At 39.9% G+C, this 13,996-nt stretch carries 10 protein-coding genes; 5 read left to right on the top strand and 5 right to left on the bottom strand.

Annotation, left to right across the window (positions count from 1 at the left end):
- Position 1 precedes the first annotated feature (1 nt).
- Entirely contained in the window at positions 2–1,318 is a 1,317-nt protein-coding gene (locus EHR01_RS08550) for a helix-turn-helix domain-containing protein (RefSeq protein WP_135694530.1), read from the bottom strand.
- Positions 1,319–1,546: 228 nt separating this feature from the next.
- Here EHR01_RS08550 and EHR01_RS08545 point away from each other — a divergent pair, with 228 nt between their 5' ends.
- The 4 genes from EHR01_RS08545 to EHR01_RS08530 all read left to right on the top strand — a co-directional run bounded on the left by EHR01_RS08545 (position 1,547) and on the right by EHR01_RS08530 (position 6,925).
- The gene (locus EHR01_RS08545; protein WP_004788002.1) at positions 1,547–2,299 is read left to right on the top strand and encodes a ParA family protein; all 753 of its coding nucleotides are present in this window, start codon (positions 1,547–1,549) and stop codon (positions 2,297–2,299) included.
- A complete protein-coding gene (locus EHR01_RS08540; protein ID WP_135694288.1) occupies positions 2,283–3,101 on the top strand; it encodes a ParB/RepB/Spo0J family partition protein in 819 nt (272 codons plus the stop codon). The genes EHR01_RS08545 and EHR01_RS08540 overlap by 17 nt, the downstream gene beginning before the upstream one ends.
- 375 nt (positions 3,102–3,476) lie before the next feature.
- Positions 3,477–4,364: a helix-turn-helix domain-containing protein gene (locus EHR01_RS08535; RefSeq protein ID WP_167482941.1), complete on the top strand. Its 888-nt coding sequence runs from the start codon at positions 3,477–3,479 to the stop codon at positions 4,362–4,364.
- Positions 4,365–4,414: 50 nt separating this feature from the next.
- Positions 4,415–6,925, top strand: coding sequence for a discoidin domain-containing protein (locus tag EHR01_RS08530; RefSeq protein ID WP_135694284.1), 2,511 nt, complete (start codon positions 4,415–4,417; stop codon positions 6,923–6,925).
- Here the strand turns inward: EHR01_RS08530 and EHR01_RS08525 are convergent.
- Together EHR01_RS08525 and EHR01_RS08520 are read right to left on the bottom strand one after the other, a co-directional pair.
- The gene (locus tag EHR01_RS08525) at positions 6,911–7,735 is read right to left on the bottom strand and encodes a 1,4-dihydroxy-6-naphtoate synthase (RefSeq protein ID WP_135694283.1); all 825 of its coding nucleotides are present in this window, start codon (positions 7,733–7,735) and stop codon (positions 6,911–6,913) included. The genes EHR01_RS08530 and EHR01_RS08525 overlap by 15 nt on opposite strands.
- The gene (locus tag EHR01_RS08520; protein ID WP_135694281.1) at positions 7,732–8,910 is read right to left on the bottom strand and encodes an AZOBR_p60025 family cell surface glycopolymer formation protein; all 1,179 of its coding nucleotides are present in this window, start codon (positions 8,908–8,910) and stop codon (positions 7,732–7,734) included. Before EHR01_RS08520 ends, EHR01_RS08525 begins: the two co-directional genes overlap by 4 nt.
- Positions 8,911–8,986: 76 nt before the next feature.
- Between EHR01_RS08520 and EHR01_RS08515 the strand changes: the two genes are divergently transcribed.
- On the top strand, positions 8,987–9,790 hold the full coding sequence (locus EHR01_RS08515; protein ID WP_244310030.1) for a hypothetical protein: 804 nt from the start codon (positions 8,987–8,989) through the stop codon (positions 9,788–9,790).
- Here the strand turns inward: EHR01_RS08515 and EHR01_RS08510 are convergent.
- Together EHR01_RS08510 and htpG are read right to left on the bottom strand one after the other, a co-directional pair.
- Positions 9,780–12,104 carry a sensor histidine kinase gene (locus tag EHR01_RS08510; protein ID WP_135694278.1) on the bottom strand — a complete coding sequence of 775 codons (2,325 nt, stop codon included), beginning with the start codon at positions 12,102–12,104 and terminating at the stop codon, positions 9,780–9,782. The genes EHR01_RS08515 and EHR01_RS08510 overlap by 11 nt on opposite strands.
- Positions 12,105–12,161: 57 nt before the next feature.
- Positions 12,162–13,994, bottom strand: coding sequence for a molecular chaperone HtpG (htpG, locus tag EHR01_RS08505; RefSeq protein WP_135694277.1), 1,833 nt, complete (start codon positions 13,992–13,994; stop codon positions 12,162–12,164).
- Between the last annotated feature and the right edge of the window lie 2 nt (positions 13,995–13,996).

The following is a 13,996-nucleotide window of genomic DNA, read 5'->3' as shown; positions in this document are numbered from 1 at the left end:
TTTACATTAATCCAAGTTGTTTCATTTTATACTGGAGGGAGCCCCTCGAAATACCCAAAGCCTTTGCCATCCGGATTTGGTTGCCCGAAAAAATCCGCATTGCTAGAAGAATCTTCTGCCTTTCTAAGGCCTCAGTTCCACGCCGCAAGTCTAAATCTTCAGCATCTGGAATCTCCAAATCCATCTTCGATCTTCCAGGTTCCAAATCGGAAAGTTCCACCTGGTTCGACCTGCAAGTCAGAATCCCAGTCAAAATGGCATTTCTTAAATCTGTGAAATTTTCTGAATACGATCTAGATACCAATTCTTGCAAACTCGTCGCCCCTAACTGCAACCCCGATCGGTTTTGAGAACTACACAGTTCTTCAAATATGGACTGAACCAAAATCTGCAATTTCGCTTTTGGAAGGAACCTAAGGGATGGTAGTACCAACGAATTTTTTCGTAAAAATCTTTCAAATTCAGGTAATAATTCTTGGCCCATTTCTTCGGGTCCGAGTAAAAATAATGACCCTGAATGGCCTGACTTAAACCACCAATCGGAGAGAATTTGTTGTTGTCCCAAATTCCAAGTTTGAACTCCAACTAAGACCAAACTTCCATTCCGAGACTCACCCCCCCAAACAGACAGAGCCTTTTCCAGTTTCCCGAAATGTTCAGGCAAAGATTCGACCACCAGAAAAGGTGCACCTGGCAGCTGGTTTTGGTGGATCCATTTGGCCAAACTTTTTTTCCCCGATCCAGAAGGGCCAAGGATGGTTAGGATTTTTTGTTTTGAAAATTCCGAAATTGCCAGGTCCAAATTTGGGATTTCCTGACGGTATAAGGCATGCGAATTTTCTTCTGCATTGGCCAGAGGGAGTTTGCCTTGGGGTTTTGTTCTTCCCCATTCCATCCCGATTTTTTCTGCAAAAAGAGAAATGAAGATACCTGTCGGCACTGCGGATGGATCCTCTATTTCAACCAGAAGAAACCCGATTTTCTTTTCCCCGAAGCGAATCGAAACTGCCATGGCATTTGTCTTTTTTCCAAACAATTCAAACTCTGTTCCCGAAAAAAAAACCGGCTCCTGGGAGTGCATCAACTCTTCCCAGTGCAAAGAATCCCGATTCAAAAAAGAATAATAAAACCCATCTTCACCGTAACCAAAACTAGAAGATTCATAAAACGAATCTTCATTCTCTGCTTTCAAAACTACGACACCCGCAGAGAATCCAAGCTCTGTACATAGTCCTTCCCATAGATTGGGAAGGACAGATTCCATCCAATCCTTGCCTGTTTTCTCGGAGGCAAGTAGGGAAATGGCTTGGGAAGGCATGCTATGAAACTGTTTAAATTTAATCACTTTGTCAAGTACGTACCTATTTGAATGTCGGACGTCCGACCAAAAGAGAGGAGAGAGTTTTTGCTAATTTTCAGTATGTCGGATGTCCGACAATGAAGGAAGTAACTACCTAAAAATCCTTTTTTTGGTGGTTTCTAAAAATACAATTGATCCCAAATTTTCAACAGGAAAGCATACCATTTGGGAAGGAAAAAGAGATAGATGATCACCATTGCAGTTGCAAACCAAAAAGGCGGAGAAGGAAAAACAACGACTTCTTTGAATCTTGCCATGGGATTGGCACGTCGAAATCTTAAGACCTTACTCATCGATATGGACCCACAGGCGAATTCCACAGGGATTTTTCTGAACCCAGAAACCGTCGAAAAGGATTTGGCTCACCTATTCCAGAACTCAGCCAACTTAAAAGAAATTATCGCACCGGCGTATAACGAGCATTTGTGGATTGCGCCATCTAGCATGCGTTTGGCGGAGATGGAGACAGTATCCGTCAACTCCGTTGAAGCTCCCTACATCCTAAGAGATTCCCTTTCGGGGATTAAGGATTTTGAATTTGTCATCATTGACTGCCCCCCTTCTCTTTCTATTTTTACAGTGAATAGCCTGGTTGCCGCCAACTACGTCCTCATCCCTCTCCAAGCAGAGAAATTCTCGATGGACGGGATTATGGGATTGCAACAAACGATCTCTTCGATCAAAAAAAGAATCAACCCTGACTTGGAAATTTTGGGAGCCCTCATCACCCAACTCAAGCCCCAGACCTTACTCACAAAAACCATCCTACCGGTTTTGACAAAATACTTTAGAATCTTCGAACATACCATCTCCGATGGAGTGGCCATCGGAGAAAGCCACCTGGCAAAAAAATCAGTTTTCGATTATAACAAAACTTCTCGGCAGTCCCAGGAGTATGAAGGTTTTATTGAGGAGGTCTTAAATGAGCTCAAAAAGTAAACGCCTAGGAACTCTTGCTGACATCTACCAGGCAGAAAATTTAGACGGGACCATCCGGACCATTCGGATGGACCGAATTGAACCCTCAGAATACCAACCAAGACAGGAACGTAAAAAGGGGATTGAAGAACTTGCCCAAACCTTAAAGGTCGATGGACTCTTGCAACCGATCATCGTATCCAGAGGTGAGAGGGAAGGTAACTACAAAATCATTGCAGGAGAACGCAGGTACCACGCTGCCAAATCTTTGGGTTGGTCCGAAATCGAATGCAAAATCCTAAACCGCCCAGACAAAGAAATTTATAAACTGGCCGTCATCGAAAACCTACAAAGGGAAAACCTATCCCCTTACGAAGAAGTGGATGCCCTATTGTTCCTAAAAAATTCACACAACTACACGGACCAAGAATTAGGGGATCTTTTTGGGAAAAGTCGCAGTTACATGACGGAAGTGCTCTCGATCACATCCATGTCAAAAGAAGATCTAGAGAAATGCAAAAAGAACGAAATCTACAATAAGAACCTTTTGGTCCAAGCAGCCCAAGCCGCTAAAAAAGGAAGCCTGGATGAATTTTTAACCCTCTTCCATAAGGGAGCTTTAAAAACAGTCCGAGATGCAAAAGACTTCAACAAACAGACCAAAGCAAATGAATCTTCCCCCAAAACTTCCCTACTATCTGGATACAAAATTCGCAGATCTGGCAATGGGATCCAAATTCTGTCGGATGACGAAATCCTACTAGGAGACATCTACAAATTCATCCGAAAAGAATTGGTCAAAAAATACGGCGACTCGGCATAACCCAAACAAGTACTAAGCAGTCAAGTACTTAGGAAAAAAATTTCAGACCGGGAGAGGAAAAAAGCTGTACGAACTTGACATCTGCCGGAATCCGACAATAATGTGACATAATAAAAGTGATTTGAGTTTGAGCAAACGTTTCTTTTTGAACCAAGAGACGTGGGGGATCTAGTATCCCAACCCGAAAAATAAAAAAATTCCCCTGGTGTTCCAGGGGGTCGGGGTTTCCCGAAGGAATGTTGTTGGATGAGACATAATTAACATTATGTCAGATAATGTCAACTCCTTCGTAAAATTTGCTTAAATTTAGTTTAATTTTTGCAGAAAAGCGGAGGAGCTTTTGTGAGCGACCAGCGGCATCCCTATATCCGACTGATGACCGACATCATAGATTCTGGTGTTTGGGCGGGCCTATCCCATGCCGCCAAAACCCTTTATCCGGTTCTATTGAAATTCAGTGACTATAACTTTAAACCCGTTTGGCCCAATACCGAAACTTTGATGAGGCTCACGGGTTTCAAAACCAAAAAATCAATTGTCTCTGCCAAAAAGGAACTCACTCAGGCAGGCCTACTCTACCAAGTCCCGGGAAGTGGAAGAACCTCGACCCGATACCATTTTTCCTTCCACTACGAGGGTTCCAAAATTACCCCTCTGGGGGATACAAACATCCTCCCCAGGGATTCTGAAACGGGGCTCTCTGAGGGGGCAAAACAGTCACTTAAGGGGGGTGCAGATGGGACCCCTAACCATATTAATATAACTATATCTAATACAAACAATGCTCCGGCAGTGCCGGCTCTTTCGGAGACGGCAAAGGAAAAGGGAGAAAAAATTGGGTTTGAGAATTTGGTCACTTTATTCGGCCCAGACATTGCTCTAGAAGCATATAAGAAAGCTGTTTCATTGCATATGGAATCCGATAGTTCCTATCTCCAATCTCTCTGTCGCGAACTGGTTTCCCTACAACGGCAAGAAGTGATTAAAACTGGGCAGAAATCTTCTGGTGAGGATGTTCTTTCCCATCCTGCTTCTTGGGCAGGGTTTCTTGCTTGGGCGAGCAAAGAGTTGACCCAATCTTCTTGGAACCAATTGGAGCGGATGCAAGTGCAAATAGATGGAAATGTAATTGTGGTTGGCTCGCCCCTCCAAGGACATTTGCGCCAAATTGTTCAAATGTATTTTACTGAGCGAGTGAAACCAAGCGTCCTTGTTGTGTTTTCCGAAAAAGAAGAAGGATCTCGCCTCAGTGAAATTCGATAGACTGGATAGAAAAACGGTATTTTTTGGAAGGAATCAGCATCAATAAGCGCATGAAAGATCATTTAATTCGCACAAGCCACCCCTACTCTTTGCCCATCAAATCAGTGTCCACTTCTGGAACCTTTGAAATCAAAAACGAAGAATTTTTATCCTTTTTCGAAGAAAAGGAACAGTCTTCTCTTTCCTCCATCATCTTTAAGTTTGATGATGTTGTGTATTTTAATGGGATCGAACTTCTACCTGGCAAAGACGGGTTGGATTTTTTCCCCGACTCTTTCCGGTTTGAGTTATCACATGATGGGAAGTATTGGGAACCGATTTTACAAGAATCTTCTTTTCGAAAATCCTTTAAAACTTCTGCCAAATGGCTGTTTTCTCTCACTAGCGCTCGTTATGTGAAATTTGTTTCTAAAATTTCAAGAAAGGCAAGTAACGGAAAAAATCGGATCAGTTTTGGGCAATTGAAAATCCTCATCACGGGAGTTCAGTCCATCCAGGCGAGTTCGGAATTGGATCGTTTGGCTGTAAAAGAAAATCTTTTTGATACAAGACCTGATTATGGATGGTCTTCTAAAAAGAAGGAAGAACCAGAAGAAGAGTATTTAATTTTGGATATGGGCTCAGTGAATCGTATTGAAGAAATGCGAATGCTCACAAAAAACGATCCTATTACAAATTTTCCAGAACGTTTTGTTACTTATTATAGTGAAGATGATATCACTTGGCACCAGTTGCATGAGGAAAATTTCTTTTTGTCAGAACCTGGAACTTGGTATAAATGGAGATTTTCACCTGTTAACTTAAGGTATTTAAAACTAGTTTTTTTCCAAGAGAAACAGCAGAATAAAAAAGATTATGTGACGGAAGTCATTGAACTTGAATTGTATTCTAGTCCGGATAAAAAAGATTACGGTGGGCCTGCAAGAGAACCTCTGCCTTATGCGTCCGTCTTACGATCGGGTATTATCCGTTTGGCGGTGGATGGAGAGGTAAAGGAAGGTGTTGTGGTCCAGGCAAACGATAGACGTCTACGTGATGCCACTACCGAATACCGTGGAATCGTCGAATTGGCTTCTGATGGGGAAGAAAAACCAGGTGTCGCTGTCCAAGGAAATGATAAACGCCTAAAAATTGCCACTGAACTCACTCATGGATTAGTAAGATTGTCTCGAAGCGGGGAAGCAAGGCCAGGACTTGTGGTCCAGTCGGATGATGAACGTTTGCGGAGTGCTTCCACGGATCATCCTGGGATCGTGGAGCTTGCGTTAGACGGAGAGACTCGGCCTGGAGTTGTTGTCCAAGGGAATGATTCCCGTTTGCGAGTGGCCACAAAAAAATCAGTTGGTTTGGTGCAACTGGCGGATGCAGGTGAAGTTGCCGTTGATAAAGTAGTTACTGGTGATGACCCTCGATTGAGAGACGCAACAACAACTGCAAAAGGGATTGTGCAACTTGCATCAAACGGTGGGGAAGAGCCAAACACTGTTGTCCAAGGAAATGATAAACGTTTGAAACATGCCAGTACAGAACTTCATGGGATTGTGCAGCTCGCGCACTCCGGTGAAACTAAACCAGGTGCTGTTGTCCAAGGGAATGACAAACGTTTGGCGAAGGCAGGGTTCCAAGATGCAGGGATTGTCCTTCTTGCAAACCACGGTGAAGCAGTTCCCGGTAAGGTGGTGCTTTCTGATGATCCTCGTTTGTCAGACAAAAGAGATCCAAAACCACATACACATCCTTATGCAGAAAAAGAACATGATTATAATTCCCATACCGGGTTATTAAAAATCACAGGGGAAGCAGCCGCTTCTTCTAAAGGTTTTGTCCCTCCGCAAGCAAACGACGCGATCATTTTTGGGAAAAATACAAAAGTGGGAACGGGTGTTGTGGGTGTTTCTATTGGAACAGGTGTATCTGGGTTTGGTGATTCTGTTGGTGTATTTGGGATTTCCAAAGGCCAAACACCAAAACAGTCTGCAGGGATTTTAGGCGCCGGAACTACGGCACCAGGCGGACGATTTGTATCACAATCTGATTTTGCATTGATTGTTGACGGGAAAGGTATTCCCGAAATTGAACTTTCTGGTTCTGGAAAAGCAATTTATGCTAACGGAGAATCTTTATTTGAAGGGAATCTTCGCATCACAAAAGAAGGTGGTGAGGAATGTATTGCTAGATACTTCCGTTTGGATGGCAAAGATGTAGTGACAGCAGGAGATCTATTGATTGCCACCGAAGAACCTGGTGTTCTAGGAAGGTCCAAACACCCCTACTCCACAAATGTCATTGGTGTTTCTGTGGCCAATGCCCATGTTGTTTTTGGAAAACAAGAAAAAGCAGTGGAATATGTTCTTGTTGCTTTGCTTGGAATGACTAAGATCCATGTGGATGCAACACAAGTGCCAATTTATCCAGGGGATCTTTTGGTATCAGGTTTATCTTCCGGTCATGCCGTCAAAGCAGACCCGGCAAAATTGAAGCCGGGAATGCTTGTGGCAAAAGCCATTGAAGCCTGTAAACGAGACAAAGGAAGTATCCTTTGTATGTTAACTTTCTCCTAAAAACAAAGGTTGTGAGGTGGGTTTTTTAATAAAACCTGCCTCGATGGCCCGTTTGAGTAGATACTCTACTGCCCCATGCCCTTCATGTCCTAAGTTTTTTGTAAAATCATTCACATATAGATTGATATGTGATTTGATAACCGCATCATCCTTGTTTTGCGAGTTAGAGCGGATATAATCCATCATTTCTTTTGGTTCTAAGTATGCTGCTTTTAAGCTTTCTCTAAGATTAGATTGGAATTGGAGGGCTACCTCACGTGGAATGTCTCTTCGGATTGCAATTGCACCTAAGGGAATTGGGTATCCCGTTGATTCTTCCCACCATTCCCCAAGATCGACGACTTTTTCCATTCCTCGTTCTTCGTAAGTAAATCGTTCTTCGTGGATGATGACACCTAAGCTTCCTTCTTCACTGAGTACCTTGGGTATGATTTCGTCATAACGAAGGGCAGTTGGTTTTTGTGTTCCGTTTGTATATAGGGATAATAAGAGATTCGCAGTGGTGAGCATCCCTGGGATATATAGTTGTTTATAATTGTTTAGGTCTGTTTTGGAATTTTTTTTTCGAACAAGAATGGGACCACAGCCCCTACCTAAAGCTGATCCCGTTTCTAGTAAAATGTATTTTTCGATAATATGGAAGTATGCTGCAAATGAAAGTTTTGTGACAGGGAATTTTCCTTGAAAAGCAAACTCGTTTAAGTTTTCCACATCATATAATTCTTCTTTTACTGGATAGTTTGTGTTTCGGATCAAATGGTAAAAAAGAAATGTATCGTTTGGACAAGGTGAATAGGCTAAAGAAATCATAGGCTAAAAAAGAACTCCTTTGTTGGTGTGATCCAGAGGATCCTGATCATTAAAAATACAAACAAACTGGAAGATATGCCTAGGAAAAAACGCAAAAAAAGATTTTTAAAGCTATCTTCTAGTAACAATGAAAAAGGTAAAATGAGTGTAAACATACGACTCAAGTTATCAAAAGATCTCCAATAACCTTGTTCCGCAATGAAGATGACAAACAAACTACCGAAAATAGGAACAAGTACATTGATGTTCTTCGGAAGATTGTTTTTTAGGGATTGGACAGAGGCAACGGTAATGGAAATGAGCGAGATAAAAAACAGGATTTTTGGAAATTCTTTTGGTTTAAACTGAAAAGAGCCATTCTCTTGAAAACTTTTAAAAAATCCAAACAATGGGAAGTCTGTCATATCCTTGAACCCTAGAGGGTTCGTTCCCAAATGGTTTGGCGGGTGGATGAGCCCAAAAATCACCAAACAAAGAAATGCGAATCCTGGAATAGAATAGGCAAACATCTGTCCCCATTTTTTTTCCCCCAATGCTTTGAAAATGATGGGAATTAAAAATAATACTCCTAGTTCTCGAGTGATCACCATCATGAAAAAAAAGAATACAGCCCAAAAATCTTTTTTGTTTTTAAAAAAATAAAATGCAATGATTCCGAAACTTACAAAAAGCGAATCGGCAACCAAAAGTAAATTTGCATTTAACGAAAACGGAGAAAACAAATAAAAGATAACATACCATTTTTTGGATTCTGGTAGTAAGGAATACAAACAAAAGACAGAAATTAAAAAAGTGGAGAATAGGATAGTGAGTGTAACCATCGGGTAATAAAAAAACCCGACTAGATTTGAAATGGCCCCTGCTAAAAGAGAAAGACCTAGCCGATGAAAGCGGAAGTGGTAAGAGTCAACAATGAGATCCCAATCTGAGGAAACAAACAGATCTTTTGCGAGAAGGTAGAAGAATTGACCATCATACCCGCCTGATTTGTAAATTACAAAATTTGAATCGACCAGATTGGGGTTGATTTCATAAAATCCTTCCCAAATTCCGATCAATGCTGATAGGGAGTGGTCATAGGGAGCTGTCTTAAAAAATATGAGCCCCCCTACTCCCAAAATGTAAAAAATCAAAAGAAAACAAAGTTGGTAGAGCTTCACACTTCCATTTTGCAAATTTTAACAGATTCGAAAAGGAATTTCTCTGGAATTTTATAAAGATTCTGACAGTTTGTATCCAAAGTTGGGGCAAATGAAAGAAGTTCTCGTTACGATCCAAAGTGTGTATCAATATTTAGAAAAACTTGGCCCCAAAAAATCCTTCCAGATTTTGAAGAATCTTGGTTATGAGAAGTTACTTTCTTTAACGGGGAAAGTCCCCAAGGAAAGGTTGATCGTTCTCACACAAAAATTAAGTGAAGATACGGTTGTGGAACTGGTCAAACAAATTCCTGAGAAGGTCCTTGTGGAGATGATTCGCGAAAATGAGGATGAAGATTTAGTTTATTTCATTCACTCCTTGCCCATGGCCGATTTGGCTCTTGTTTCTCGGAGTATCCCTCCGCATGATGTGGGGTTACTTGCAAAAACATTAGGCCGTGAAACAAGTGTGGAGATCCTTAAAACATTAGGAATTGAAAAGTCAATTGCCTTACTCAAAGAAATTCCAATGAAAGATTTTCTTTGGCTTGTAGATGAAGTTCAAGTCGGTCCTGTTATTCAGCTTGTGAACGAACTCTCAGTCGCGGATTGTAAAAAATGGATCAAACAACGTGGATTGGAAGAATTGCCTGTACTGATTAAGTTTTTTGGTGTTTCCAATGCGATTCAGATATTTAAAAAATTGGGTATGAGTAAAGCATTGGAGATGATGCATCTATTAGGAACCAGAGAAATGTTGGAGTTATCTCTTCTTCTTTCGGGAATGCAGCTGGAAGAAAAAAATATGCCAGCAATTGCGATGTTGAAACCAAACGATTTATCTGCTAAAAACAAAACAAAATCGGCTCCAAAGAAAAAACAAATTCCCAAAAAGAAAAAAGTATCTAAACGCTAACGTTTACTTTGGGGAAGTAAATTGTAAATTTGCTTCCTTCTCCCATTCTGCTTTCTACAAAAATTTCTCCGGACATTTTGTCCACGAGTGACTTAACAATAGATAAACCAAGCCCTGTTCCTCCGATTTTTTTGTTATCGGAAGAAGGAATTCGAAAGAAACGATCGAAGATTTGATTTTTGTAATTTGGATCGATGCCAATGCCTGTATCTTCCACTGTGATTTCAATTTTGCCATTGGTTTCTCGAATTGAGATTCCAATTTTCCCTTTTGAAGTATATTTTAAAGCGTTTACGTATAGATTCGTAATGATTTGAGAGAATTCAAATTTGATCCCTCGCAGAAAAAAACCTTTTTTGAGTGATAAGTCCCATTCAATAGGTTTCCCTTTTGCAAGATGGGAATTCATATGAATGACATCTTCGATCACAGGTACTGGATCGAAAATTTCGATGACCTCATCTTCTTTATCTTTTTCTCTTGAAGTAGTGAGTTTGAGTAGGTTTTCAATTAAAAAACTAAGTCTTTTTGCATTTTTATCAATCACTTCCAACATATTTTTATGTTCGGTGTTAAATGGTAACGAAGGATCGGATTTAAAAAACTCCAAATACCCTCGGATGTTTGTCATCGGGCTTCTGAGTTCGTGGCTTACATTGGAGATAAATTCGTGTTGCAATCGCTCTTGTTCTTTTTTTTCTGAATTTGGTCGGAACTGAACTTGGTAGCGTTTTTTTGGGGAAAGTAGGATGGATGTGAAGCTGATATCCACTTCTAATTTTGATCCATCTTTTAGCATAATTTCTGCATCGGGTAAGGATAACATTGTGTCGGAAGAAAGGTCTGAGCCAAACCGGAGTTGGTTTGAAACTTGGTTTCCTAGGATGATATCTTCAATACTCAACTTCGTGATGTCGCCACGAGTGTATCCAGTGAGAGATCGGAATTGGTTGTTTGCTTCGAGAATGCTTCCTGTATCAGCATCTACGAGTGCAATTGCCTCTCTTGAAAATTCGAATAAGTATCTGTATTTTTCTTCTGAATATTGTAAATCGACAGCGGATCTATCTAGTTTGATTTCTAGGATTGAGATTAAATTTTCGAGTTCTGTAATTTCTTCTCTTTGTAACTCCAACTTTGCGTTGAAGGAATCTAACATCGAGTTGACGAGAACTTTCACCCGGTTGTCAAGTTGCAAAGTTTCGTCTGAGTTAAGTCTTGAATTGTAATTTCCTTGTAGGATATCTAAAACGACTGAGTTAACATCCACAATGAGGTGACGTACAGCATTGAGTTTTCTGTAGTTGATTTGTGAAGGTGCGTGAAGTTTTGTTTCTGTCGGTTCTTGGAAACTGTTGAGTTTACGAACATCAAATACTTTTTTTGGTTCTAATGCGGATAGGATTTCATCAAAGTCGAATGCAGATCGGACAGCATCGGGTTGGATGACCCTTCGGATGAGTCGAAAATATACATCTTTTAGGAGAGGGAACAGTGTGTCTGCGTCTCCTTTATAAGAAAAAATACCTTTTTGGATGAGAGGGTTGGAGTTTAGAAGATTTTTTGTCTCCCCTACTCTAAGGTGTGGGTAAAAATGCGAAAGTTGTAGGTCATCCCATAAATTTCCATTACTGAGTTGGTTTGTGTTTTGCAAAAGATCAATTGCTTTTTTAACAGCAAGAAGAACACCCGAAATCTCTCGTCCCGTTTTTAATACCGCATCTCCACTAAACGCAAGTAAGGTGGATGGAAAAAAGGATTTGGTTTCGAGGATTGGTAGTTCTAAGGTATTGGCAAAGTCTTGGAAGTTTCGAAGGAAAGGGCTTGAAAATGGATCTGAAACTAGTCCCAGACATGTAGGTTTTAAAAATTCTTTTTCTTCTAAAAATCCTGGAGTGTCAATGTAACGAACCTTGACTGGATTTTTTGGGGCATACTCTTCTAAAAATTTTTCTGCATACAATCTCTCGACTGAGTATTGGTGAGGTACAGGGAGTATGTAGGCTTTGTTTCTTGTGAGATCTTCTGGTTTGAATTGGAATCGAGAATAAAATGATAAAGGAGAATGATAAAGATATATCCCTTTGTAAATTCGTTTGAGTTTTGATTTTTTGAGAAAACTATCCTGAAGGTAGGCGATGGTTGGGACCTCACCTGCTTCCACTCGACCGGCGTCCAGTAATGGCATAATGGCCTTGTGATGGGTGTTGACGTGAAGAGTGACTTTGACACCGAATTCTTCAAAGTATCCCTTTTTGTAAGCAACGACAACGGGTAGAGAACTAAGGCGACTTGTTATACAAATCTGGATCACATGGCAACAATCCCAAAAATAGGGATCGTTGCCAAATCTTTCTATAGGGATTTATCGTTAGGAAGAAAAAATCTCTTGGAGGAATTCCGTTGTCCTTTTGGTATATTCGGATACTTCCTTTTCATCCATAACCTTCGCTGAGAGCAAAGCAAGGTCATAAATGACTCTAGCTAACTTTTTGCCTTTTTCGGAGTTTATTCCTTCGAACGCTTGTAAGGCGGACTTTACAAGTGGGGACTTTGAGTTAACCATGAGAGTGTGAGACTTGAGAATGTTTTTCATGTCTTCTCTGTTTAACATGGAGTTCATTTCAGACATTCTTCTCATAAACTCTGGTAAAAGAATCACACCAGGAACTTCTAGTGATTTTAAGGCTTCTACCTTGATTTCAACACCTTCTTTTGGTAAGGAAGATTGAAATAAATTTTGAATTCGATCGGATTCCGTTTTGTTTTCTTCGTTTACTAGATCTTTTGGAGCATCTTTATCCACAATTTGATCAGCAATTTCAGAATCGACTCTTTGGAACTTCCAATCGGGATTTTTCATCTCTAAGTGTTGGATGAGGTGAGAGTCTATTTTGGAATCTACAAGTAATGCTTCTAAACCTTGTGATTTTAGAAGTTCCATATAAACGGATCCCATTTCTGTTTCGTTGGCGTAAAAAATTTTGTTTTGGTTTTTTTCCTTATTTTTTTCCCAATATTCGGAAGTAGTTGAGTATCCACCCTCTGAATTCTTAAAAATCAGATGGTCCTTCATTGCTTCATAAAATTTTTCATCGGTAAGAACTCCATACTTTACAAATAAAGAAATATCTTCCCAGTTTGATTCGTATTTTGATCTATCTTTTTTGAAGTCTTCGATCAAACGATCAGCAACTTTTTTAATGATATGGTTTGATATTTTTTTTACCAACGGATCGTTTTGTAAGTAAGATCTGGAAACATTTAGCGGTAGATCTGGAATGTCTATGGTTCCTTTGAGAATTGTGAGAAATTGTGGGATCAACTCACTTGCATTATCACTCACAAATACATGATTACAAAAAAGTTTGATTCCGTTTTTTGAAGCTTCTAACTCGTGAGTTAACTTTGGAAAATACAAAATACCTTGTAAACGGAATGGATAATCAACGTTTAAATGAATATGGAAGAGAGATTCTCCTGAGAACGGGAACAAATAAGAATAAAAATCTTTATATTCTTCTTGAGAGATTTTGGCTGGTTCGTCAGACCAAAGAGGTTTTTCTCGATTTGCCTTTTCGCCTTGGACATAGATCCCTACGGGTAAAAAATCACAGTATTTTTTGATTAGTTCTTTAAGTTTCCATTTGTCTAGATACTCGCCAGACTCACTATCCAAATAAAGAGAAATTTTAGTACCTCTTGATTCCTTTTCAATGGGTGAAATAGTAAAATCGGTACCGGACTCACTTGACCATAGAACGGCTGTTTGTCCCTTTTTGTATGATTTTGTTTCTATTGTAACTTTTTTGGAAACCATAAAAGAGGAATAGAATCCAAGTCCAAAGTGGCCAATGATTTCGGCTTTGTTTTCTGCATTTTGGTATTGTTTTGCAAAGTCTGTGGCACCGGAAAATGCAATTTGGTTGATGTATTTTTTGACTTCTTCTGTCGTCATACCAACCCCATTGTCTTCAATGCTTAGGATTCGGGTATCCACATCAAAATTTAAATCGATTTTGTAATCGTTCCCGCCTTCAAACTCTTCCGATAAAGAGATTTTTTTTAGTTTGGTGATTGCATCACTTGCATTGGAAACTAATTCTCTTAAGAAAATATCTTTCTCAGAATATAACCATTTTTTTATGATAGGAAAGATATTCTCTGTTTCTACACTAATTTTTCCTGATTCTTCAGCTGACATAT

Source organism: Leptospira mtsangambouensis (assembly GCF_004770475.1).
Lineage (GTDB): Bacteria > Spirochaetota > Leptospiria > Leptospirales > Leptospiraceae > Leptospira_A > Leptospira_A mtsangambouensis.
The sequence above is the reverse complement of the archived record's forward strand: the minus strand, read 5'-3'. Positions and strand labels throughout refer to the sequence as shown.